This window comes from Desulfofarcimen acetoxidans DSM 771, assembly GCF_000024205.1.
Taxonomy (GTDB): Bacteria; Bacillota; Desulfotomaculia; order Desulfotomaculales; family Desulfofarciminaceae; genus Desulfofarcimen; species Desulfofarcimen acetoxidans.
This window is the reverse complement of sequence record NC_013216.1, coordinates 410,638-433,441: the sequence shown is the minus strand read 5'-3', so window position 1 is coordinate 433,441 and position 22,804 is coordinate 410,638. Positions and strand designations below refer to the sequence as shown.

Below are 22,804 nucleotides of genomic sequence, written 5' to 3'. Positions count from 1 at the left end.
AGTTTTCGCGGAAGTTCTCCCTGGCTGAAGTAGATATCGGCGTCACATGGTATTCCTACGGCGAAGGGAAAAACATGCGGGATACCTCGGAGGACGAGATGACACTGGCATGTATGGGAGCGCTTGATGCTCCACCCGGTGAAGAACTCCGGTACACGATTAAGCGGAACGAGGTGGAGCTTCCCCCGGTTTCCCCATTGACAAATACTTTGAAGAACATCAATCCAATCCGAATCCAGATGCCGGCGATGGCATCCGCACAGGCTGTGCATATGACATCCAAAACGCAAAACATGTACGGGAATTAGGTTGTAGTGACCAGATAAAAATAAGATATCAGGAGAATCAAGGGCTAAACCTTGGTTTAGCCGAAACTTGGGTTAATACTCAGTCTGGAACATCTTGGTCCGGCATTATCTACATGTTGTATACGTATCTCGGTTAAATTGATGTGATATAACACAAGAAGCGGCCTGCTCACCTACAGTGGACGGGCCGTTTCCGTCACTCAAAAAACATTCAAGAGCATTGATCACATACATTAAACATACATTATATCGAGACAGTCCTTGTGGGCACCAATTAATCTAAATATTGTTGGACGCGTTATTTTAGGGATATTCAATTAAGTGGAACAATAACGTCAAGTTGTGGTATATTTTGAGATTTTTCTAAGCCAAGCAAAACAGGTTCAACAATAATGGACTTTACATCATCTGACGGGGTAATACATTGCATTGTTACGTCGTCCCAAACTTCTTCATTTCCAACTTTTTTGGAAGGTTGTAGCGCGCCAATGTACTCTCCGGCAAGATCCTGGCGGCTTGGTGTTAAAACGATCAGAACCATGCCGTTTAAAGGCATATAAAACGGAAGTCTGCTATTCATCCGTAGTGGCTGGCGTACTTGCATTGAGATAGTTGTGTATACCGGTCCTTTAGATACCTTGTTGACAGTGATTGTGATATAAAGGTGAATTTCGTCAATGTTTATAACAGTCTTCCGCTTGCGCACTTTATCCAATGCTGTGTTTACTAAAATTCGGTAGAACCAACTACGGAATGTACGCACATCTTGTAGGTGTTGTCGGTGTATATAGAGTTTAAGAAACGCATCTTGAGCAACCTCCTCAGCATCGTGTTGGTGCCTTAGAATCAGCCAGCAGATTCGAACAGCTTGATCCCAGCTAAGCCGGAATAATTCCTCGTACGCTCGCTCATCTTTAAGACACGTTCAATAATTTCCTCCGGTATATCCACCTGATTCACTCCTTTCTATAAGTATAGACGTTAGAAATGAAGAAATCGTAGAATTGAATTTATTTTTTTTCAGAGAAAAGCATTAGAATCGGTTTATACGGAATTTCTAACTCAGGATGTGCCGGTCTGGAATGAGAATTGATCTAATGAGCTGGCTGCAAGCCTTCTGCCGATGATGATATGGAAAGACTTTTGAATATCTAATAAGCAGCAGCGTTGTTTCCTTGGAAAGCCGGGTACGGTGCCAAGACGGATTATTTTCATTTAATCCTTAGTTTGGCGCAAGAATTTTCCAAACGCAGGCGTAGCAAGGGCTGAGGTACTCTTAAGAAAATGCGTTCGCTACTACAACAAATTCTCGGCCTTTTGTAAAATGTTTTTAACATACTTTACGTCTACAATAAATTCACATCCAAGCGCTTTCAATATTTGTTCTTACTGATCGGAGCAACGCGTTGTCAAAAGGGTATTTGTAAAACCGCGACGCAAAGCGCAGGTATTCCGCCCATGCCTCCGGCGTCCTTGTTACCATGGACACGGCGGTTTCGTAGATAATCTGCAATCTTACCGATTCTTCCAAATCAGGACGCCTCCTAGTCGGGAATTTAAGACTGTGGAATGTTACATCAAATGCGAGTAGCTTTGTGGCAAAAGCAGACATTATTAAGCAGTAAAACTCTCTTGATATAGATTTTTGTCTATATTTAAAGTAGCAGTGATCATTGTCTCATACGCGTCAAATCCAAATTTATCAATAAGATTTTGTACAGTTTGGTCGGCATCTTTTATTACCTAACTTTTCATAATTTTATCGAAAGAAGTCGATTGTTGTTGCAGTTGTCTTTTTAACTATTAAAAAGAAGATTAGAATTTATGAAGGCGCTCCTTCAGACCATTATCTGAATATCATTATGGAAGGTCACAGCAGAGCAGGCTTTGACACCGATAAGTATAAAAAAAATAACCTTTGCAAAAGCAAAGACTATTATCCGAACAAATCGCTATGAGTTCCTGTCCTTGACAATGTTAGTATGAGAATGTCTTCTTCCATGCGGTAAACCAACAACCAATCGGGCTGAATACGACATTCACGATATCCTTTCCAGTTACCTGACAGTTGATGGTCTTTATATTCAACAGGAAGCGGATTTCCATCTGCAAGTGTACGGATTGCATTATCAAGAAGCTCAATATCTAAACCGCGTTTGATTGACAGCTTATAATCTTTCGTGAACTACCCCCGCTTACGTTCCACTAAGAAGCGGGGGCTTCCAAAGGAACATCAACGAGCGTTTCCTGATTCATCAGCCACGGCCTACCGTTACAAAGAGCAATAGGTCTTACACGGCCTCCAGCAGGCATGACTTCGGGCGGTCCCCGCCCTACAACTATATATCTAAGCCGCTAGCATTTCTAAGCCACGACGTTCTATCAATATGGCTGACACCAAATCCCTGGGCATAACCATTCCACAAGCAGGACACCGGTGCACTCTGACACTCAAATCCTTTGGCACATTGGCACCACAAAGACATGTCTGGGAAGTGCCATGAGGAGGGACAGGAAGAAATATTTTACCATATCTGTGACATTTATACTCAACAAAGTTTCTGAATGTACCCCATGAAGCATCATGTATGCTTTTAGCTAGGTAGTGGTTTTTGACCATGTTCTTGATCTTTAGATCTTCCATGAAGACAATATCATGGCTCTGAACCACGTCTAGACTGGCCTTGTGTAGAAAGTCTTTCCGTTGATTAGTTATCTTAGCATGAAGTCTAGCCACTTTAGTTTTAGCTTTCCCTCGGTTGTTAGAACCTTTCTTTTTGCGAGAAAGTCTTCGCTGTTGTTTGGCTAACTTCCTTTCTGATTTACGATAGTATTTTGGGGTTCCTATTTCTGTACTATCAGACAATACAGCAAAATGTTCAAGGCCCACGTCTATTCCAATGGATTTGGTACTGTCGATAAGATTTTCGAGTACTTCCACTTCGGCAGTCAAATTAGCGTACCACTTACCACCGTGATACTTTATGTTAACCCTGGATATTTGACTGGCATCAAATTCCCGGTGAGTTGTCATTTTTACGAAACCTATTTTAGAAAGATAGATTTTACCCGGCTTAGAGAAAGTTTTCTTTACAGCATCCATCTGGGGATAGGTAAATGATGTGTAATGGTCACGGTTTTTGAACCGGGGGTATCCGGCTTCTTTGGCAAAAAACCGCTGATAGGCAAAGTCTACCCGGCGCAAAGTATCCTGCATTACCTGACTGTGAACTTGCTTGTATTCCAGATGTTCTTTTGTATAGCCCGGCAGCATATTCTGCTGTTTATTATATGTCAACCCTTGGCCGGTTTCTTTATACACACGCTGACGCTCAGATAAAGACCAGTTATAGAGTTTCCGGCAAAGTTTTAGTGTGTGAAACATTTTTTTCTGTTGCTCTTTGGTCGGACGCATTTCAAACCGGTAGACAATTTGCAAATGATTCACCTCTTTTCACCCTGGGTTTCAATGTACTTCTTAATTACTTCAATGGGTGCACCACCTGTAGTTAGAAGACAAAAACTTTGCGACCAAAAATATTCTTTCCACAGCTGCTTTCTAACTTCCGGAAACTCCTTTTTGATAAGTCTGGATGATGCACTTTTGAATGCATTGATGTACTTAGAAATTTCCGTATTAGGGTGAGCCTTGAACAATATGCGTGTGTGATCTTTGTCATGGTTGTATTCAAGAAAACTAATATTATATTTTGGTGCAATATACTCACCAATTTCTTTGATACGGTTTGCTATTGTGTCGTTTATAACTTTTCTGCGATATTTTACTACCAAAATCAGATGATATGTGAGTAAGAAGACCGAGTGGCTATTTGTATCAAGTTTGCTCAATAATAATCAGCCTTTCGTTATTGCGTCTGATTATATTTTGCCACATCATAGAGGCTTTGGCAAACATTTTATTAGTACACAAAACAAGGCCGCCATTCATCCCACCACCTTAGAGGTGGGGGAATTCTGGCGGGGTTTGGTTAAATTGGTTTGTCTAAACAATACTGCGTCTCATGACTTAAGCTCCTTAAGAGCTTCTTCAACATCATCATAACGTTTAACAGAAGGGTCGCGGGCAATACGTTCTGCTTCCAACAAAGCCGTAATTGTTTCTGCGTTGGGTGTGTTAATTGTAATGTCAAAAGGAATACAACCTTCACGAACAGCTTGACGAAGAAATATATTAAACGCTGTCGTCATATTAAGACCAAGCTGAGAAAACAAGATATCGGCTTGTGCTTTCAAATCGCTGTCAATACGAAAGCTTACATTGGATGTTGTGTTTGCCATATAGAATCACTCCTTCCTTGTGCTTATTATACTACAATTAAATAGTCGCGTTAAGCAAATAAAACGCTTTTGCAATGCAATTGACATTGAATTTGCATTTAATATATAATATGCTTCATATTTCAATTTAATTACACCAAAGAAGGGCAAAATCTCTTCACTTTGCTTTGCCGATTACAATTCAGGAAAGATGTTGTTAAAAGTATCATAAAGGTGAATTTCTTAAGTCAGCTGCTGTTTATAAAAGATAAGCCGGTAATGACTTATAGTGAAACATTTCGGTTCAGCATCGACCTAACATTACAATTTTTTGTCGAATACTGTCATAAGATCTCATGTTGATTTTATCATGTGGTTTATATTTTTAACAGTGCAGAGGTTGTCAGCAATATTCCTCTCCAGGGAATCCCGGTGTTGGAAATAGTTTCATCAAAGTGCTAAATAAAAGGCATGGCACTGAATTTACAGAAGTGGATAAGTTGTTCTTTGATTTCATTGAAAAGGAAGTAATATTATGATAAAGTGTAGCAGTTGCTTGGTTAGTTACTGGTGTATTGTTATACTGAGTTGTTTATTATAGGTAATGACAGGGGGATAATATGAGTAACTTTTCCATTAAAGGACAGTTAGAAAGTTTGAATTCAGATGAATTAATAAAATTAGTCATATACCTTATACAAAGAGAACAGCAATCGCGTTTACATGTGCTGGAATGGCTTGAGCAAAATAGTAATATACCTCAGAAACCCGTAAGCTCGGGGAAAAACATTAAATCTCAAAGTATTCATGATGAATTGTTATTTGAATATTGGAACAATGCACAATGTATTATTTCAGATTTTAACAGTTACGGTGGGGGGCCTGAAGAAGAGGAGGAAGAGGCCTATGAGTGGCTTGAAAAGATATCGAATTTGATAAGTGAAGATAAAATTACTTCTGGAGCAAAACAAAAATTTATAGATGAAGCGTTTGTTGAATATGATGCTGGGAATTCCGGTTTTGACGATGGTCTGATGGACTTGTTTTTCGAGATATGCAAAGAAAAAGAGGAATGGGAGTATCTTGTAAAAAAACTTAATCACAAGTCGTCTGACTGGAGAAAAAAGCTTGTTATGAGTATTTACAGGAACCATCTTAACGATGATTCCAAATATCTAGATGAGAGACTTAAAAATCTTCACTTTGGAATGGATTATTGGGACTTGGCTCAATATTATATCGGCAAACAAAAAAAGGATCTGGCCCTTGAAACGGCTCAAAATGGTATTGAAAAAGGAGAAGGAAGGCTTACTGAGCTTTATGATTATCTTATTGAATATTATTCGAATATACAGGATGACAGTGCTCTTGAAATGATTGCCAAAACGTCAATGCAAAGAAAGAATGAAGCTAAATACGTTTTGGACAAGTTATTCGCGTATTATAAGAATCGCGACTATGAAAAGGCTAAAGAAAAGCTGCTCCTATCTTATGAGGATACCGGATACAAAAAATATTTTGAAGAATACAAAAGAATGAAAAGTTTTTTAACTGAGTCAGATTGGGAAAAGATTGAACCTATGATTATAAAGGAGTCCAAAAATAAGAATATTTACGACTATATGAATATTTGTCTTGATAAGGGAATGAAGGAAACTGTTATAAATATTTTAATTTCTCCACCAAAGAATCAATGGGGATATCTTGTTTCTTCCGATTTTGATTCATTTGCAGAAAGATTGGAAAAGGATTATCCGAAAGAAATTCTTGATTATTTCAATAAAAGAGCATACAGTAGAATTCTAAATGGTAATAGAAAAACTTATAAAGAAGCTGTAAGGTACCTTGGAAAAGTTAAAGAGATATGTTTAAAACAATTGAAAGATGCTGATAAATGGACACAAACGTTTAATAATTTAAAATTAGAGTTTAAAAATAGACCGGCATTTATTGATGAACTTAAAAAGAGTAAAATATAAAAAACAATGATATAAACTAATTATAATTAAAACACACTCCTAGTGACTGTTCTAGAGATTGGCCAGTCAAAAACTCACCTGCTGCTGCACCCAGGAAAGGTCTCATGATAATTCCCAATGGGCCGAGCAGCAGTAGCCCCAGGATAGAACCTACAATACTCGGGGGAGGGGTAAGGTCATTTAACTCGTCTTTTTACAGATTCCCCAACAAGAATCAGTGTCATGCCGAATAGATGGGTACAACATCATTAAACGTAGAAGAGGATAGCAAGGAATTTCCGGAAAATATGAAGCTGCAAATTTTACAGCTTCCTCCGCTTCAATGTGTAATATCCTCTGTTAATAGCAAAAAAATTAATACAGGCATTCTTTTATGTATTGTTTAATCACTTAAAAATCTTACGTAATCCTTATCCCTCACAGAGTTTACCAGCCTCTCGTCTGCCGTCCAGAACTCGCATGTTTTGTTATACTGTCTTGATACTATCTCCGCAACTGCAAGATAAGCCGCATCATACAGGGTAGGCAGTTCCTCTTCTTCGGCAATTCGCCAAGCAGACCGCATAATAGCCATATCGCTGATAAAAGATAGAACCCCAAGGTTAGTAAAAGCCTCCCAAGCATTTTCAGCCTGTTCTGAACTTATTAGTTTCCTGAAAACCTTTTTCCTTAATACCGTTCCGACTTCAGTCCAAGCGAAGTCAGGTAAAACCACTGTCAGCCTCTCATTAATCACCCTATCCATTAGAACTACCGCCTTGTTACTGTCTTCTTCGTTCACAAGAAGCTTTATGAGAACGCTGCTGTCAAGGCATATAAAGCTACTCATTCCGTCCCTCTCCTTCCCGCAATTGCCTGATTAAAGGAGTTGAATCAGGTTGAGGCTTCATTTCTCCCCTTAATTTGGCCAAGCGTTTGAGAGTATCTTTTGCCATTTCTATCTTTTCGTATTGCTCAACCTTTTTAGCCTTTTTCTGAATTTCCTCGAAGGCCTTTGCCTCAATTATGTAGGCTACAGGTTTTGATCTTTGCAGCAATACTATAGGTTCCTTAGTTTCAAGCGCATGGCTGATTATTTTGCTTGCGTTTTGCCTTACTTCTGTTATATTGAACATCACCATTATTCACACCACCGTTATCTATATTATTGTTAATCGTACCACCGCTAACTAGGCATGTCAATTATTTACCAAATTTTTAATGGTGTTTCTTATTTGGTTAGTGGCCTTTCAAATCCCCCTTACAAAAATGCCCTGGTAAATCAGGGTATTTTTTACTTTTTCTCATCTTGTAAAGAATAAGAGGCTGCCCGGATTTTAAAGATATCTTCTCTCACTGAACGACCTGACAAAAATTTTGAAGCCGTAGGCTTTAGTATTGGCCCAATGCATACAACAGTTCTGGAGAAGCATCCAATATTCTGCAACTGTCTTAATTGAATTTCGAGAGCTGCATCAAATTTTTTGTAAATAAATACTTACCGGCGAAAAAGCCGTCCCCTGTCGTAAAGAAGCGCCGCAAGCCCCATAGGAGGTTGCGGCGCTTCTTTACTTTTCATTTACCACATGCCACTTTTGTTTCTCATTTTGGGTGCCGAGTTTATTGCCACTGCCGCCAGTTCCTCCCAGGTGACGCTGTCCGAGGGCTTAAAGAGCCCTGTTTCATCACCCCGCATAATGCCCAGTCCCTGGGCCAGACCTATATAGTTCCGGTCGGTTGCGGAAAGTGAAGCGATGTCCTTGTATGAAGAAGCGATGTTGTTGTTTATTTTCGCAATTTCGGCGTAGCCCATGGCGTTCACCATCCAGCGGGCCAGTGTCAGCCTGGTGAACGGCTGCTCAGGATTGAAATTCCCGCCCTCGTCATATACACCCAGTATAGCTCCGGCCTGGATCGCTTTAAAATCGGGATCTTCCGGGTTTATGTCCAGGAATTGTTGCTCTCTTTTTTCGTCATAGTCGTAATAATTGCCCATTGCGGCTATTATCAGCCTGGCCGCATCCCTCTTTTTAACGGCGCCTGTGGGACTGAATTGCTCCGGAGACGGCAGAATGCCGCTGCCCGCCAGTATTTCAAGATACTGGGCAGCCCAACTTTGTTTATAGTCATAACCGCTTCCGGAGGTTTTGTTGACCGGCTGGCCGTCGTAGGCAACAGGTTTTCCGGTCAGCGCGTCAATAGCGCTGAATCCGTCGTTATCAGGGCGGTAGACCAGTATGGCCTGTCTACCCGGTTTTTCTCCCTCCCTGGGGATGAAATAGGTCAGTTGCAGGGGTGAAAGTTCCAGCCATTTGCCGGCCGCCTCCCCCGGGGCGAGTGTATTCTGAACTGCCGGGAAGGAAACCTTATGCCATTCACAGTGATAGTCTCTGATTTTGCCGTCACTGCTTATCCCTATATGTATACCATCCAGGGGAAAGGGAATGCCGTTAACGACTCTGTAGAAATGAAAACCATAACCCTGCTCGTTACCTATTCCGTACATGTCCACCTGATTTTTCTCCGGAGCCAGGTATGGGCTGTATTCCGGGGCTACATTTTTAATAAATGAGTCAGCCTTGGCCAGCGCTTCTTCCTGGGAGATTTTTGGAGAGCCTGTCTCAGCTTGCGTTTCCGGACCGCGTTCGTAATAATTCACCACCCGGCCGGTGGCTCGGTCAATACCTACTTGCGAACCGGGATAGTATCTGCTGCTGTCTTTTTGAACAATCTCGAAACTCCAAAACTCCTGATTCCCAAAAGGACCGCCCATACTGGAGCCGCCTCCCCCCATCTCCACTTCTCCTTCGATGCCCAGAGAACGGAAAAATCTTTCTGCGGTACTCCTGGCTTTTTCCACCGTGATCCTTTGCCCGGGGGAATCCGGGGGGTTGTTAACGCCGCTAATCTTCGGAATGTCTTCAAACATCCCGATATCTTTTATGTCCTTTTCCCTGCCTTGATTATCCACGGCCTTACCGTTAGCGGCATTAAACATCAGTTCCCGGGTATTGAGCTGATATATAAGATTGGCTTCCGGAGGCTTACCGGTGTAATTGCGGTAGGGCACCTGATATATCAATGCCATGCCCAGTTCGTTAGTGGCCTTTTCAATAAGCGCCTTAGCCGGAACCGGTGTTCCTGCAGCGGGCAGCTTAACCTCGGGCCGCCAGTTCATATCGAAGCTGGCAACCTCGCCGGAAAGGGCGTCCACGGAAACATTTATGCCATCGTAGTCGATTTTAAGTCCGTTTTCCACCCGTGCCCAATGGAAGCGGTATACCATATTCAAGCTGGGGAGGGGGTAATAGTTTTCGGTGGGGCTTTTCTGCAGTTGCAGGTTTTTAAAACGTTCGGGCTGCAGCTTTTGAATAAATTGTTCAGCAATTTTTTGGGCCTCCTGCTTTTGGATGATCCCCCTTGTTTCCGTGGGCGTGTTGTTGCGCCGGTTCATACTCAATATTTCGCCGGTATCGGCATCCAGAGAGGCATCATATCCCGCCGGCATGCCCGGCCCGTGGTACATTCTTTCATAATTATTTATCCGCCATACATTTCTGCCATGATAGTCTTCGAAATCCAGCTGCATATCGGGCTTGCTTTCCCCGATTATTTCCGGGAAGGCGCTTTTGATAATCTTTAATGCTTCGTCTTCAGAAATTCTTGGTGAATCCTTTTTTTCCTCTGAAGCGGGCGGCAGTTTTTTCGCTTCTGTAACAGTTACCTGTTTGATTACAATTTGTGAAGCTGTCTGTTCCGCCGATGCTGCGGTGGACATTAATAAAGAACCGAATAATAAGACCGCTGAGAAACAGAATGCTTTTCTCCTCATCATCTTCCTCTGCTACTTTAAATATAGACAAAAATCTATATCAAGAGAGTTTTACTGCTTCATAATGTCTGCTTTTGCCACAAAGCTACTCGCATTTGATGTAACACTCCACAGTCTTAAATTCCCGACTAGCCATCGGTACATATACAAGAACTTTGTTAATTAAGAAATCTTGTATTGTTTAGCATTTCTTAAATTTATTGAAGCATTAACATCTCTATCTTCAACAAATCCACAATTGTCACAAATATAAATTCTATCACTAAGTTTTAAGTCCCACTTAATATGGCCACAACAAGAACATATTTTAGAAGAAGGATAAAATCTATCCACAACTCTAAGTTCAATATTATGCCATTGTGTTTTTGACTTTAACTTAATATTAAATTCATAAAACTTTTGCTGTGCAATCGCTTTGGATAAATGCCTATTCTTCATCATTCCACTAACATTCAAGTTTTCAACAGTGATATATTCCGGCTTGGTTTTCACCAGTTCATTCACTGTTTTATTAACATAGTCAGTCTGAATATTGGTTAGTCGCTGATGAAGCTTTTGTACTTTTAACCGTTGTTTGTCTATATTCGCACATCTCAGCGCTGTAGCAGTACCTCCTCTCTGCTTTCGCATGTGATATTTTCTACTTAATTTCCTTTGCTCCCTTTTTAATCGTCTTTCCAACTTTTTAACCTTTGAAGTCTTATTTATATTTTTAAATTTTATTCCGCTGCTAACTGTTGCAAGAACCTTAACTCCAAGGTCTACCCCAATACCTTCAGAACATTTCTTTTCTACACCAACTAACTGAATATCAACTATAACACTAACATAATATCTGCCGGCTTTATAAGATACTGTACCACTCTTTACGGTCACTCCGTATGGTATATAGCCAAATTCTTTTAATCGCATCCAACCAATTGTAGGTATCGAATTTACCCAGTTTTTTAAAGAATCTTTTAAAAGCCCTCTCCGCATTGACAATAGACTTCTTACGTGCTTTAGATGATACACTCTTAATCCACTCAAATCCTTGCTGTTTAGAATGGACATTGTTAATCCATTTGTCAAAATCATTTGCAGACATAAAAGGTAAGCCTTGCTTATACCTTTCTTGATTAATTTGAATATAGAGGTTACACAAGTACCTGCATACACCCACCGTTTGATTAATTTTGTTCGCTTGTTCCGGTGTTGGTTTTATTTCAGTCTTGAAAGCTTTAATCATTGTTTCAATTCATCCCTTATCTTAGACTTGTACTTCCTAAGTCCATAGATACGACAAGAGAACACATTTATGATAGAGATTAGATCTTGTATCATTTCTTCTTGTGGAGATAATGACTCATTGTTTACAACAATCATTATTACCTTACCTCTATTTCCTTCCTTTGAAGATTCACCAATATAAGAAAGATATTGCTCATGTGTATAATATCTCCTATCTGTCGGTGTTCGGTAGGCTTTTAATATCCCTTCGTAATCCCATCTTTGAAGTGTCTTTACGGACATGTTGATAAGTTCAGCAAATTCGTTAGGTTTATATTTTTTATCCATAAATATATTTTAGTACATTTAAATATATTTATCTATATTATAAATTACAGTTTATTTCCTCCTTTTTAAGATATTAGGACACACCTTCTTAGCATGGATAGATACCCTGCTTCAATACAAATTCACAAAGCAATTTCCTAATTGAGTCTTAATTGGTTCAACCATGGCTATTGTTTCCTGTTTAATCATACACCTCCGTTCCGTGTGTGGGCATAAATACTCATATAATATAGACGTAGAAGATATGATTTTTGTTGCACGTTCATAACAAAAACTTTATATTTTACCACTATGGTTTTGCCTGGGCATAATAGGAAAATTCACCGTCTTTTAATATACAACTCAGTTACCATTATCCATGCTATGACGAATTCGTCATAGTGCGGACTATACCGAAAAACTTATTAGAAAGGGTTTATTTAGTCACTGCTAGCAATGTCGTTCGGCATAGTATTTTTTTCGGCATAGTCATCATAGGTAAAAACCACTGTCTGGTTGGCCGTGTCACTAATTTCTTGCAAATTTACCGGGGACAGACTGGTAAGAATTTAAAGCAAAGCATCACAACCTATCAGGCCCTTTCCCCGCCCCAAATTTCTGCTATGGTATCATACATCAAAAGGTCAGTGAGTATGAAGTCACGACGAACGGCACAAATAGGCCCAGATTGAAACTACTTTTGTAGCAGTAATAATTAATACGCTTAAAACCAAGTAGAATTTATTCTCTCTTTCTTTCAAACTACATCGAAGTTCCTTTTTCCTCAAATATTATATATAGTTATTTCTACCCAAATAAAAATTCCCCTTCAAAAAATAAGAATAAAGCTAAAACTGATGTTTGTATAAGGTACTTAGCGTGATAATACGTATAACATCACCATAATTCCCTCTCCTCAACCTCAATAACATTCTCAATTGCAATTTTCGAATATATCTCCACATCTTGATTAATCGCTTCAAATGTTACAGCCATAGCATATGGCACACTTGCCTCGGGATTAACATCCCATTCGGTATGACCGATAACGGCTATACAAAAGCCTTCCATAAATTCATGGGATTTTACAATAGCCCAATCCTTTTGTACGGTACCGCTGTTCCTGTGAACATCCCGAATCTCACCCCAATCAGACCTTTCACGTATAGCCCACTTAATAACTCCCGGTTCCACCTCTGAGCCTGCTTCATCAAGAATATCCGCACCCACCAGCTCAATTATTCTTTGCATAAAAGAATCTGTCGCTTCATTTAACTTACTTGTCTGCCATTCCAGCCATGTTGACAAATACCGCCGCCTGGTCCTTCGTGTTCGCCGAGGCTGTGCTTTGTAAGATAAAGTAATATCAATCCTTATATCATACGAATCACCTGGCCACCGTAATTCCTCCGGTATTTTCACCTCGTAAATATGGACCTGCTTGCCCCGTATGTAAACGTCGCCATTAGTGATTAAGGTAATATAATACTCGGTATTTTGAATGGCCCTGTTGACATCGGGTATCCCGTAACCCAAATGCTTAATTAATTTTGATTTATTCATTTCGTAGCTTGTCCAACTTGGCCATCTTGCTGACTGTATGATTAGCGCCCGGTACAACAAAGTCGATGCATCAGGGAAAGCGGCTTGAATTTGTGCTGCTATATGGGCCACCTTTGGTGCTGCAAAGGAAGTCCCCACATCATCTCGCCCAACTGAAGGGCCCCCATGCATTGTTGAGCTAACCAGTTGGGGGGATATTTCCGGCTTTATAGTTAAATCCGGGGGATTCCCTGTATCATAAGCAAAATCACCACCATATTCCACAACCTCCGGTTTTACTACTCCCCATAGCCCCGGACCTGTGCGAGAAAAGGCAGACGGTTCATCTTTTTGAGCAAATGAAGTCCATAAACCTACCAAAGCATCCAACCCAATTGACCCTACAGTTATAGCCTGTAGACTCTGGGCAGGATTAGCTATGCGACAAGAAGGTTCCCGCAAATAACCCGGGTAACCACGTCCAATGGATATATATAATCTCTTATTCCAGGCATGGTTGACAAGCCACGCCTTTTAACATTTCCAGCTGATAATATAAAAAGCAAATCATTATCCCATACCAGATTATCAAGGGCGGCAGCCCAAATACTCATATGCCTTGTCCTAGACGGGGCACTGGCATTTATGGAGTGATTAAAAATTCTGGTCCGTCCTGGTTCACCATGAAAGTGCTTTACTATTTCCTGCAAGAATTTCGGGGGAAACAAATTTACCGGCATAATGTTGTTTTGATCCAAAACCCGCGCGTTCTGTATCCAGCAAATGGAGAACACTGCACCAGTCGAGGGAATATCACGGGGATACAATACTGCACCGGCAACCTTAGTTCCGTGACCTCCTCTTCTTACGTAATCGGAAACATCAGTAGGAGAGTTTATCCAACTCTTAGATATGGATTGCTCCAAGGCAGGTCTTAACAACGGGTGCCTCTCTTGTATTCCGCTATCAATAACACACACCCTGGGAGCATTTTCAGCAGGCTCATTTATTAATAATCCGCTTCTCTCTTCTGCACCGGTCAATTCATCATCAGGTACACCGGATTCAATTGTTTCAACCTCCGACACATCAAAAAGAAACTGAAAATTTAATACCAAGTCACGCAAGCCCTTACCTGAAATGCAAATTCTACAGCTAAAACTATCAGGCAAGCGGGTGGATGTGTCAGATGCACCTTCAATCATACCGGATATAATTTCACCATTGTAACTTCTGACAAATTGATCTAACTTTGCATACCTCTCAGATTGCTATAAAATATAAAAAAATTTTAGAGCTATTGGCTAATTATGATTCAGATAAAGTTAAAAACAAAGAAGGATTAGCAAATTGGGTTGGTAATAGCTTTTTTCTCTTTCCAAATTCTTACGAGCAGCGCGTTTTCAAAAGGGTATTTGTAAAGCCGCAACGTAAAGCGCAGGTATTCCGCCCATGCCTCCGGCGTCCTTGTCACCCTGGACACGGCGGTTTCGTAGATAATCTGCAATCTTGCCGATTCTTCCAAATCAGGACGCCTCATTTCCCATCATTGTTCTGCTGCACCTGTTAAGGATCTAAATCATAACTTCCCCGTCCTCATCCGCCGAAAAATCCGTCGCCGGCGCTTCCGCTTGTTTTTCCTGGCTTTGCAGGTGGGAGAAATAGTAGCCGGGTGCTTCCTCCACCACATCCTGCACCCTTTAGCCGATTGCTCCGGCATCGGCCATGCTCTTTGATAAAGCGCATTGTTAACGGGCGCGTGCCGTGATATGATGGTGGCATGGAGGTGACCTAGATGGAGGAATGGATACAAAAACATGATTCCGGGCTGGACCTGACAACAAGCATGGAACGCCTGCGGGACAATCCAAGCGTGGAGGGAAAGCTGCGCTTTTTCGCGGAGCTGAAGGCCGCGCGTCTTTTGGTGCCCTGCCACGGAGAAAACGGCAGCATCGCAGCACTGAACACACCGGAAAAGGAAGTGTTCCTGCCCGCGTTCTGCTCGGCGGACGAGCTGCAAAAATGGACTTTCCCGTTGGAAAAGGTGTCCGTCCTGCCGCTGGACGCACTGAAACATATAGTCATTGATAATCCGGCTCAGCTTGCCGGTGTCGTTATAAATCCTTTCGGTAAGGCCCTGTTACTGCGGCACCCCCAGCTGGCTGAAATTGATTCCGGCACCGAGGGGATGACACTGGCCCGAACCGACCACCAGGGTAAGCTGGATATCCGCGCAACAACGGATTTCCCGGTCGGCCTGCCAAAGGCCCTGGCGCAGCTGCTTGCAACCCGGCCCGAGGTTTACCGCGCATGGATATTACTGGCCCGTGAGGAAAAAGAGACAAGGTACCATAAGCTGTTTCTCATTGACTTCGACGGCGACCGGCGGCTGCTTTTTCCCCTTGTGGCAAAAGCCGTACAGCCCTATATGAAGCCGGGTGAATCCTTTGAGCTGATGAAGGCGGACTTTGGCCTTCTGCAAAGGGCTCTAGCCGTATCGGAACCGGTTTATCAAAAAAAGAAGGCTTGACGGCTGTATGCTTAAAACAGCGGGGCAACGGTGCTTTGATATGCCACAGCCCCATTTTAATGCGCATACATATTATTGTGTCGGAAAACGAAATTGTCTCCGCACAAAAGCGCATCCGGCAGCGCAGAAAGGCAGGAATCGCATTTATGAAACGAATCGCTGTTTACGGCAAGGGCGGTATCGGGAAATCGACCATCAGTGCAAACCTCTCGGCGGCGTTTGCGCTTGCGGGGCATCGGGTACTTCAGATTGGATGTGACCCGAAACACGATTCCACGCGGCTTCTTCTGCAGGGGAAGCGGCTGACGACCGTGCTGGATTATTTGCGCATCACTAACCCACTGGAATACCGGCTGGAGGACATTCTGGAGGAAGGCTTTGCGGGCATCGGCTGCGTGGAAGCCGGTGGGCCGAAGCCCGGTGTGGGATGCGCCGGGCGCGGCATTATCAGTACGTTTGAGTTACTAGAGAAGTTTAAGCTGCATGACCGCTATGGTGTGACGGTGTATGATGTCCTGGGCGACGTGGTCTGCGGCGGCTTTGCCGTCCCGATCCGTCGCGAATATGCCGATACTATCCTGATTGTCACCTCAGGGGAGTTCATGGCTCTGTACGCGGCCAACAATATTCTGCGGGGCATCCGCAATTATGATGGGACGGAACGGCGCGTCGCCGGGCTTGTCTACAACCGCCGCAATGTGGAGGGCGAGGACGAACACGTCGCGCGATTTGCCGCCGCCGTCGGTTTACCTATCTGTGCCACGGTTCCGCGCAGCGATGCGTTTTCCCACGCCGAACGTGCCAACCGGACGGTTATAGAGATGGAAGCCGATGCGGAGGTCTGCGCCATCTTTCACAGGCTTGCCGCAGCGCTTGACGGGTGTACATTGTATGAGGCCAAGCCGCTTACAGATGAGGCGCTTGAGGAAACCGTACTCGGCATTTCGCTTGAACAAACGCCCACCGAAGCGGCCAATTCCGGCGCAGAGCCCGTAGAGAAACTGCCGCCGCCTGCTGAAATTGGTCTGACAGACCAAAACCGGTATCTGTCAAAAAATCTGATTCGCGGTGAGCCCCTGCATGGCTGTGCCTTCAACGGCGCGGTTTCCACGGCGGTGCATCTGCGCGATGCCTTGGTACTGGCCCACGCGCCGAAAAGCTGTGCCCACATCTCCTACCAAACCATCATCTCCAGCGGACGGCGCAAGCTGTTTGAGCGCGGCGCGCTTTTGCCCGCCTCCCTGATGCCAAATTTGGAATGCACCGAAATGGGTGAACCGGAAATCGTATTCGGCGGGACAGAAAAGCTGGAGGAAAGGCTTTTGGCACTTAAAAAGCAAAAGCCCCGCGCCATTGTCGTAGTCAGCTCATGCCCTGCCGGTATTATCGGGGATGATATCGACCGCGTAAAGAATTTATCCGAGCCGGGACTGCCCGTCATCCCCGTGCGTGCCGACGGCAATATGGCGGGTGACTATCTTCAAGGTATGTTCATGAGCTATATCGCGCTGGCGCGCAGCATAATTAAGCGGAATGTTCCTCCTGTGCCGGATACGGTCAATATTGTGGCGGAGAAAATCGTTGTGACGAATACGGAGGATAATTTCAGTGTGATCAACGGCTATTTAAGCCAAATGGGCGTGCGTGTAAACTGCCGCTTTCTCTATAACACAACGGCGAACGCGCTGGAGAACTTCTGCGCCGCGCCACTGAACCTTCCGGCATACGGCGACTATACGGCAAATACGCTGCGGGGCTTTTTTGAAAAGGAATATGGGGCCCGATTTTTCCCTCTGGCCTTTCCCGTGGGCCTGGAAGAAACAGCCGACTGGCTGCGCGGCGTAGCTGCCTTCTTTGGACGCCCGGATGCCGCGGCAAAAATTATTGCGGAGCATACAGAGCGGTATATGCGGGAAATTGCGGCGCTGCGCCCACAGCTGTCGGGGAAAAAGCTGATGATCATTACATACAACCATGAACTGGACTGGATTCTGAAAACGGCGCTGGACGCGGGCATGGAAATTGCCAAAATCGGCGTTCTCAACTATTCACAGGACGAGGGCTTCCGCACCCGGCTTTCCGTCAGCCTCCCTGTGGAGGAAAACTATGACCGCGAAAGGCGGGCGGACGACATCGCCGCGTACCGCCCCGATGTGCTGCTGACCAACTATGCCTCCTCCGTGGCGGAGGATGTGCCGGTGGCGGACACTATTCCCATGTGCCCGAATGTAGGCTTTGAATCGGGACTTACGCTGGCGCGGCGCTGGGCGCGGCTCTTACAGCTCAATGTGAAAGGAGCGTGGCGGCAGGATGAGCAATTATTTAAACAATATTACGCCTGATAGCTTTTCAGGCGCACTGTTTGCGCTGGAGGGTGTTGCACGATCGGTCGTACTGCTTAACGGCCCCACCGGCTGCAAATTCTACCACTCGGCGACATCGGACAACCAATTAATCCGGCAATTTGAGTTTGATCCGCTTAACTACCCGGAAAAGTGGTATTTCGGCCAGCCGCGCGTACCCTGTACCTATCTTGACAACGGCGATTACATCTACGGCGGTGCGGACAAGCTGATTGAGGCGCTTACATTTTTACGGGACAATGTCACCTTTGAACTGCTGTGCATCGTGAACTCCCCTGGTGCCGCGCTGATCGGGGACGACCTCTGCGGAATTGCGAAAACCGTCATACCGTACAGGCCCGTGGTTGTACTGGAAACGCCCGGCTTTTCGAGCGACGTGTGCGCGGGGCACGAGGCGGCGGCTCTGGCGCTTTTAAAGCAGCTGCCGCCGCCAAAAGCGGACAGGACAGTCAGCCGGCGTGTCAATCTCCTGGGACTTTCCCTCTTTCACAGAAACCACACCGGGGACGTGGCGGAGCTGCGGCGTATCTTTTCCCTCTGTGGCCTGCATCTCGGCTGTGTTCTTTGCGGCGGCGGAAGCCTTGCGGACATGGCAGTAATGCCGGAAGCGGCGCTCAATATTGTCATTCACCCGGAATATGGGCTGAAAACAGCGGAATACCTTAAGACGCATTACGGCACACCTTTTTATGTATGCGACGGGCCGCCAATCGGCTTTGCGGCGACAGAAAAGCTGCTGCGTGAGGTTTGCGACCTGACAGGTGCGGACGCATCGGATGCCATTCGGGAGAGTGAACAGGCCCGCGCACGCGCCTACGCCTTTATCTCCCGGGTCAATTCACTGACCGGCTTGCCGAAGGGGGTTTCCTTTGCGGTGGAAGGAAACTGCTCGGAGCTGTATGTGTATGTTGATTTTCTGGTGCGTTACTTTGGCATGATCCCCGAGTGTGTCTCAATTCTGAATCCGCAAAGCAGCGTATTCAAAGAACGCCTGACAGAACTTCTATCGGACTTCGGACTGACCAACGCTATGGAACGTGACATTCTGAACACAAACGCAGAGCTTGTTTTCGCAAGCGGCAACACAATTTCTAAGCTCAGGCTGAAAAAGCACGTCTTCACCGGCATTGAAACGGCTCTGCCCACCCTTGGTTATCTCGACGTGGTACCCAAAACCCAGCTAGGCACCGGCGGTGCATTGCACGTGACAGAGCTGATATTGAACGGATTAATGTATTAGGATGAAAGCTGATGTACAAAATTCACACCCTGTTCTGGCCAACCGCCATTTTTTCAAAGTGCTGAGCGGCTGGTTTTGTTATGCCTTTTTATGCTGATCAGTTTTTTTGAAACTCCTATTTGACTTTTGTTAGCAGGTCTTCCCCATCATTATTCTACTGCACCTGTTAATGTTCTAAATCATAACCTTCCTCGTCCTCATCCGGTATGTGACAGTCCTCATCCGCCGAAAAATCAGTCGCCGGCGCTTCCGCTTGTTTTTCCTGGCTTTGCTCGAAAAAATTTGTAAAGAGAAAAAACGTTCCTTCCAAATTTTTACCAGGGTCTGCTCCGGTAAAATAATTCCAATTAATCGCTCTCATTCATGAGGGTCAGATACTTATTAAATACTGACAGCTGATTAGGCAAAGAGGTAGAACCAGCATGATACAAAATGTTGTGGCTAGGTTTCTTTCTTAGATCTTTTGCTGGGATCTGTTCCGAAAGTGCCGGGATAAGCCGGTATAGAGTGGGGGATGAAAAGCCCCACGTGAAAAAAATGACTGCGCCATCACGACCTCAAAGCATGGGTATGATGCGGTTCACCGATTGAATCAGTGGGTAAAGGCAAGAAGAAGACTGGCTGCTTCCCTGGCCGCAGTGACGGTCAGTGGTAGAATCCTCTGGGCAGGGAATTGGTATTCTCATCTTGTAGTGGGACTTCGGTCACCATCTGAGAAGCATAGGGAGAGGTTTGGCAAACTCGTAACTCCCTATGCTGCTAATGATGAAAGAAGCCATCTCCTTGTTTTTATTCCAAGGGATGGCTTTTCTGCTTTTACCGCCAAGATTCCCGTCCTGTTGGCAAAAAATCGCTGCCTTTGGTGTCGAATTATTGTCCGCCATTTATCATGCATCACTACATTCTTTTCTTAAATTACTTACATAATTTCTTAATGTTCGCTCCTTACTGTTTAATAGTTGTAGTGTTTCTTCAGCCCATCATTCTTTAGTTTATGAATTTCGGAATACATTTTCCACCTCAGCATTTTATCCACTCCCCCCTTCTAATAACCACACTATTATATAGGTTCTTAGTAGGTTATTTTTCTGGAAGGTTGTGGGGAATAAGGTCCCTTTTTATTTGCCGAAATTCATCCTTTTTAGTTTACCACTCACAGTGTTCCGGGGGGCTGTTTTGTTGCTGATTTCCATGTCCAGATGTCTAGTCATTTATTGTACAACTTATACAATTTCGTGACCATTTACCATATCTTGCAGGTAATTATTATATACATAGCGAAAATAAAGAGCTATATGTTAAACTACTACCTTACGGGTAGCACTTTTACAATTTACGGGTTAATCAACAAAAAAACAGCAAAGTTTAAATTATAATGATACTGAAAACATCAGGAAAGTAGTTATTGTCTAATAATTTAGACTGCGGAAAACAGTAGAATAAAAGTGCAGTTATCAGTGCAGGATATCGTACCTATTCAACTACCTATCCTTTTAGGGTTCAAAATTATCCTTTTGGGAAATTATGCAGGAATGGAGGAGGCGAACCAGTATTTTATGTCAATAAATGAATTAATCATAACATTGATACTCATTTCTATTCCTCAAAGCCTTGTTGTTAACATTTTGGCAGCTCAACTCTTAGGTATATATAAAAAGGAGATCATTAAACAACTCATTCTAGTTGGGTTGATCGACGGTTTAATCTCATTTACGGTTTACATGCTCAGACTTCCCTATGGCCTACACATGGTAGTTAATTTATTCCTATTTATTTTTGTTGCTCAATTGTTGCTTGGAATTCATATGAATCAAGCTGTTTATTTAACGATTACAGCTTATGCGGCTGCTCTAATCTTTGAAAGTGGTGTCGTAGCTGTGATGCTTTTCATTACGGGTCTATCACTGGATGAATTGATAGATAATTTTAATTTGCGGCTGACATTTACCTGTACAGGAATTATGTTGGCAGGAGGGGCTGTCTACTGGCTGATTAGTAGAAATATACGCATAGCTGGTATTGAAAAAGTAGCTGATTTTACTAAAAGCTATGGTCATAGCATATTTATAGCTTTTATTCAAATTGCTTTATTAGGAGTTGTGTTTATATATTCTCGCCTTCAATCTCCATCTTATTTTAATTTAATTAAAGCAGAGGTGTTTTGGGGAATCGCAGGAGGGTTATTTTTAATTCTTAATATTTGGTTAATTCTTTCACTTACGGCTGCTGTTCAAAGAGAAACAATTCTTTTAGCCAATGAGGCTTATATGAAGAATATTGAAGAGCTTTTTTTGAATTATCGATCTCAACGTCATGACCTTTCCAATCATTTTCAAACTCTGAATTCCTTACTGAAAGCAAACAAAATTGAAAAGGCTTTAGATTATCTAAAGGACTTAAATAAAGAAACCGTAGCCACCAATATGGTGTTAAAATTTGGCAATCCGGTTCTGGTCGCGCTGCTTCAGGTAAAAATTGCTAAAGCAGAACAAAAGAGTATTCTCTTAGACCTATTCATTGGAGATGAACTTACGCATATTGCCCTTCAATCATTTGAACTAGTTAAATTAGTAGGTAACTTGCTGGACAATGCCTTGGAAGCAGCCGAAAATTCAACAATTAAACAAAAAAAGGTAAGTTTTGAGACCAAGAACTACAATAGACTAAAAGTTATTTGCATTCGTAATTATGGAATTTATATAGACCCAGACATAATGGAAAAAATATTTGAACCCGGTTTTTCGACAAAAGATGGACATTCGGGAATTGGGCTATCCATTTGTCGATCACTTGTTGAAAAGTATAGGGGAAATATAGAAGTTTACAATGTGGAGGAGGGTACAATGGTTGAAGTAACAGTAGCGAGTACAGTGAAGAAGTCATGATCAAAAAAGCAGCTTCTGCATTAGGCATATGGTTGGCCCAAGAAAGCGGGGAAATAGAGAAGAAAAATGTTTTAGTTTATGGACTGGAGTATATTATAGGTTCATTAGTTAAAATTCTTAGCCTGCTTCTTGGCTCTTGGATATTAGGCATCTTTCCCGAAGCGATAGCTTTCCTGCTAACAGCAATACCACTTCGTCTGCTTTCGGGAGGAGCTCATAGCAAGACGTATTGGCGATGCTATTCCGTTAGTATGATATCAACATTTGTATTTAGTTTCATGGCTAAATATTTTTCATTATGGTAGAGCTATATCTACCCCCTATTGTATATA

Annotated in this window: 22 protein-coding genes and 3 pseudogenes; 8 read left to right on the top strand and 17 right to left on the bottom strand. The window is 43.2% G+C overall.

What is annotated here, in order from left to right:
* Window positions 1–98: 98 nt before the first annotated feature.
* The gene (locus DTOX_RS22770; RefSeq protein WP_157862824.1) at window positions 99–308 is read left to right on the top strand and encodes a hypothetical protein; all 210 of its coding nucleotides are present in this window, start codon (window positions 99–101) and stop codon (window positions 306–308) included.
* 313 nt (window positions 309–621) lie between these two features.
* On the opposite strand, the gene DTOX_RS22765 is transcribed toward DTOX_RS22770, so the two are convergent.
* The 7 genes and pseudogenes from DTOX_RS22765 to DTOX_RS02080 all read right to left on the bottom strand — a co-directional run bounded on the left by DTOX_RS22765 (window position 622) and on the right by DTOX_RS02080 (window position 4,607).
* Complete coding sequence (locus tag DTOX_RS22765; RefSeq protein ID WP_052292898.1) at window positions 622–864, bottom strand: hypothetical protein; 243 nt, start codon at window positions 862–864, stop codon at window positions 622–624.
* A gap of 195 nt (window positions 865–1,059) precedes the next feature.
* Window positions 1,060–1,155: pseudogene (locus tag DTOX_RS24005) on the bottom strand (RNA polymerase sigma factor); the annotation flags it as partial.
* Between the two features lie 510 nt (window positions 1,156–1,665).
* Complete coding sequence (locus DTOX_RS22760) at window positions 1,666–1,839, bottom strand: hypothetical protein (RefSeq protein ID WP_015756078.1); 174 nt, start codon at window positions 1,837–1,839, stop codon at window positions 1,666–1,668.
* Between the two features lie 405 nt (window positions 1,840–2,244).
* Window positions 2,245–2,493: pseudogene (locus DTOX_RS21915) on the bottom strand (type II toxin-antitoxin system YafQ family toxin); the annotation flags it as partial.
* Window positions 2,494–2,655: 162 nt separating this feature from the next.
* Window positions 2,656–3,747, bottom strand: coding sequence for an RNA-guided endonuclease InsQ/TnpB family protein (locus tag DTOX_RS02090; protein WP_015756077.1), 1,092 nt, complete (start codon window positions 3,745–3,747; stop codon window positions 2,656–2,658).
* 5 nt (window positions 3,748–3,752) lie between these two features.
* Complete coding sequence (gene tnpA / locus DTOX_RS02085) at window positions 3,753–4,157, bottom strand: IS200/IS605 family transposase (RefSeq protein ID WP_015756076.1); 405 nt, start codon at window positions 4,155–4,157, stop codon at window positions 3,753–3,755.
* A 171-nt stretch (window positions 4,158–4,328) separates the two neighbouring features.
* The gene (locus tag DTOX_RS02080; protein WP_015756074.1) at window positions 4,329–4,607 is read right to left on the bottom strand and encodes a type II toxin-antitoxin system RelB/DinJ family antitoxin; all 279 of its coding nucleotides are present in this window, start codon (window positions 4,605–4,607) and stop codon (window positions 4,329–4,331) included.
* A 599-nt stretch (window positions 4,608–5,206) separates the two neighbouring features.
* Here DTOX_RS02080 and DTOX_RS02075 point away from each other — a divergent pair.
* Window positions 5,207–6,565 (top strand): hypothetical protein, encoded by a 1,359-nt coding sequence (locus DTOX_RS02075; protein ID WP_015756073.1) that lies wholly within the window; start codon window positions 5,207–5,209, stop codon window positions 6,563–6,565.
* Window positions 6,566–6,581: 16 nt separating this feature from the next.
* Here the strand turns inward: DTOX_RS02075 and DTOX_RS24670 are convergent, their stop codons facing one another.
* The 9 genes and pseudogenes from DTOX_RS24670 to DTOX_RS02040 form a co-directional block, all read right to left on the bottom strand.
* Window positions 6,582–6,722 (bottom strand): DUF456 family protein, encoded by a 141-nt coding sequence (locus DTOX_RS24670; protein ID WP_157863048.1) that lies wholly within the window; start codon window positions 6,720–6,722, stop codon window positions 6,582–6,584.
* A gap of 225 nt (window positions 6,723–6,947) precedes the next feature.
* Window positions 6,948–7,394 (bottom strand): type II toxin-antitoxin system VapC family toxin, encoded by a 447-nt coding sequence (locus DTOX_RS02070; RefSeq protein WP_015756072.1) that lies wholly within the window; start codon window positions 7,392–7,394, stop codon window positions 6,948–6,950.
* Window positions 7,387–7,686, bottom strand: coding sequence for a type II toxin-antitoxin system Phd/YefM family antitoxin (locus DTOX_RS02065; RefSeq protein ID WP_015756071.1), 300 nt, complete (start codon window positions 7,684–7,686; stop codon window positions 7,387–7,389). The genes DTOX_RS02070 and DTOX_RS02065 overlap by 8 nt, the downstream gene beginning before the upstream one ends.
* A 437-nt stretch (window positions 7,687–8,123) precedes the next feature.
* Window positions 8,124–10,376 carry a YcdB/YcdC domain-containing protein gene (locus tag DTOX_RS02060; protein WP_015756070.1) on the bottom strand — a complete coding sequence of 751 codons (2,253 nt, stop codon included), beginning with the start codon at window positions 10,374–10,376 and terminating at the stop codon, window positions 8,124–8,126.
* 162 nt (window positions 10,377–10,538) lie between these two features.
* Window positions 10,539–11,604: pseudogene (locus DTOX_RS02055) on the bottom strand (RNA-guided endonuclease InsQ/TnpB family protein).
* A complete protein-coding gene (locus tag DTOX_RS02050) occupies window positions 11,601–11,933 on the bottom strand; it encodes a MerR family transcriptional regulator (RefSeq protein WP_042315279.1) in 333 nt (110 codons plus the stop codon). Before DTOX_RS02050 ends, DTOX_RS02055 begins: the two are co-directional and overlap by 4 nt.
* Before the next feature lie 876 nt (window positions 11,934–12,809).
* Window positions 12,810–13,916: a S8 family serine peptidase gene (locus tag DTOX_RS24665; RefSeq protein WP_157862823.1), complete on the bottom strand. Its 1,107-nt coding sequence runs from the start codon at window positions 13,914–13,916 to the stop codon at window positions 12,810–12,812.
* Window positions 13,892–14,659 carry a S8 family serine peptidase gene (locus DTOX_RS24660; protein ID WP_052292896.1) on the bottom strand — a complete coding sequence of 256 codons (768 nt, stop codon included), beginning with the start codon at window positions 14,657–14,659 and terminating at the stop codon, window positions 13,892–13,894. Before DTOX_RS24660 ends, DTOX_RS24665 begins: the two co-directional genes overlap by 25 nt.
* Window positions 14,660–14,796: 137 nt before the next feature.
* Window positions 14,797–14,979, bottom strand: coding sequence for a hypothetical protein (locus DTOX_RS02040; protein WP_042315277.1), 183 nt, complete (start codon window positions 14,977–14,979; stop codon window positions 14,797–14,799).
* A gap of 270 nt (window positions 14,980–15,249) precedes the next feature.
* Here DTOX_RS02040 and DTOX_RS02035 point away from each other — a divergent pair, with 270 nt between their 5' ends.
* The 3 genes from DTOX_RS02035 (at window position 15,250) to DTOX_RS02025 (ending at window position 19,587) form a co-directional block, all read left to right on the top strand.
* A complete protein-coding gene (locus tag DTOX_RS02035; protein ID WP_015756069.1) occupies window positions 15,250–15,984 on the top strand; it encodes an enhanced serine sensitivity protein SseB in 735 nt (244 codons plus the stop codon).
* Window positions 15,985–16,130: 146 nt separating this feature from the next.
* Window positions 16,131–18,326 (top strand): nitrogenase component 1, encoded by a 2,196-nt coding sequence (locus tag DTOX_RS02030; RefSeq protein ID WP_015756068.1) that lies wholly within the window; start codon window positions 16,131–16,133, stop codon window positions 18,324–18,326.
* Complete coding sequence (locus DTOX_RS02025; protein WP_015756067.1) at window positions 18,295–19,587, top strand: nitrogenase component 1; 1,293 nt, start codon at window positions 18,295–18,297, stop codon at window positions 19,585–19,587. Before DTOX_RS02030 ends, DTOX_RS02025 begins: the two co-directional genes overlap by 32 nt.
* A 166-nt stretch (window positions 19,588–19,753) precedes the next feature.
* Here DTOX_RS02025 and DTOX_RS02020 read toward each other — a convergent pair whose 3' ends face one another.
* Window positions 19,754–19,948 (bottom strand): hypothetical protein, encoded by a 195-nt coding sequence (locus DTOX_RS02020; RefSeq protein WP_015756066.1) that lies wholly within the window; start codon window positions 19,946–19,948, stop codon window positions 19,754–19,756.
* A 226-nt stretch (window positions 19,949–20,174) separates the two neighbouring features.
* Here DTOX_RS02020 and DTOX_RS22750 point away from each other — a divergent pair, with 226 nt between their 5' ends.
* The 3 genes from DTOX_RS22750 to DTOX_RS02005 all read left to right on the top strand — a co-directional run bounded on the left by DTOX_RS22750 (window position 20,175) and on the right by DTOX_RS02005 (window position 22,777).
* Window positions 20,175–20,501, top strand: a complete 327-nt coding sequence (locus tag DTOX_RS22750; protein WP_157862822.1) for a hypothetical protein — start codon at window positions 20,175–20,177, stop codon at window positions 20,499–20,501.
* Between the two features lie 642 nt (window positions 20,502–21,143).
* Window positions 21,144–22,472 carry a sensor histidine kinase gene (locus DTOX_RS21190; protein ID WP_052292895.1) on the top strand — a complete coding sequence of 443 codons (1,329 nt, stop codon included), beginning with the start codon at window positions 21,144–21,146 and terminating at the stop codon, window positions 22,470–22,472.
* Complete coding sequence (locus tag DTOX_RS02005) at window positions 22,469–22,777, top strand: accessory gene regulator B family protein (protein ID WP_015756064.1); 309 nt, start codon at window positions 22,469–22,471, stop codon at window positions 22,775–22,777. Before DTOX_RS21190 ends, DTOX_RS02005 begins: the two co-directional genes overlap by 4 nt.
* Window positions 22,778–22,804 lie beyond the last annotated feature (27 nt).

Excerpts from the sequence above, each read along its gene's own strand:
- DTOX_RS22765 (WP_052292898.1), bottom strand. The coding sequence starts at position 864 with ATGCCTTTAAACGGCATGGTTCTGATCGTTTTAACACCAAGCCGCCAG.
- DTOX_RS02025 (WP_015756067.1), top strand. The coding sequence starts at position 18,295 with ATGAGCAATTATTTAAACAATATTACGCCTGATAGCTTTTCAGGCGCA.
- DTOX_RS21190 (WP_052292895.1), top strand. The coding sequence starts at position 21,144 with ATGTCAATAAATGAATTAATCATAACATTGATACTCATTTCTATTCCT.
- DTOX_RS02020 (WP_015756066.1), bottom strand. The coding sequence starts at position 19,948 with ATGAGAGCGATTAATTGGAATTATTTTACCGGAGCAGACCCTGGTAAA.
- DTOX_RS02050 (WP_042315279.1), bottom strand. The coding sequence starts at position 11,933 with ATGGATAAAAAATATAAACCTAACGAATTTGCTGAACTTATCAACATG.
- DTOX_RS02035 (WP_015756069.1), top strand. The coding sequence starts at position 15,250 with ATGGAGGAATGGATACAAAAACATGATTCCGGGCTGGACCTGACAACA.
- DTOX_RS02030 (WP_015756068.1), top strand. The coding sequence starts at position 16,131 with ATGAAACGAATCGCTGTTTACGGCAAGGGCGGTATCGGGAAATCGACC.
- DTOX_RS24660 (WP_052292896.1), bottom strand. The coding sequence starts at position 14,659 with ATGATTGAAGGTGCATCTGACACATCCACCCGCTTGCCTGATAGTTTT.
- DTOX_RS02005 (WP_015756064.1), top strand. The coding sequence starts at position 22,469 with ATGATCAAAAAAGCAGCTTCTGCATTAGGCATATGGTTGGCCCAAGAA.
- DTOX_RS02075 (WP_015756073.1), top strand. The coding sequence starts at position 5,207 with ATGAGTAACTTTTCCATTAAAGGACAGTTAGAAAGTTTGAATTCAGAT.
- DTOX_RS02060 (WP_015756070.1), bottom strand. The coding sequence starts at position 10,376 with ATGAGGAGAAAAGCATTCTGTTTCTCAGCGGTCTTATTATTCGGTTCT.
- DTOX_RS02080 (WP_015756074.1), bottom strand. The coding sequence starts at position 4,607 with ATGGCAAACACAACATCCAATGTAAGCTTTCGTATTGACAGCGATTTG.
- DTOX_RS02065 (WP_015756071.1), bottom strand. The coding sequence starts at position 7,686 with ATGGTGATGTTCAATATAACAGAAGTAAGGCAAAACGCAAGCAAAATA.
- DTOX_RS02070 (WP_015756072.1), bottom strand. The coding sequence starts at position 7,394 with ATGAGTAGCTTTATATGCCTTGACAGCAGCGTTCTCATAAAGCTTCTT.
- DTOX_RS22770 (WP_157862824.1), top strand. The coding sequence starts at position 99 with ATGACACTGGCATGTATGGGAGCGCTTGATGCTCCACCCGGTGAAGAA.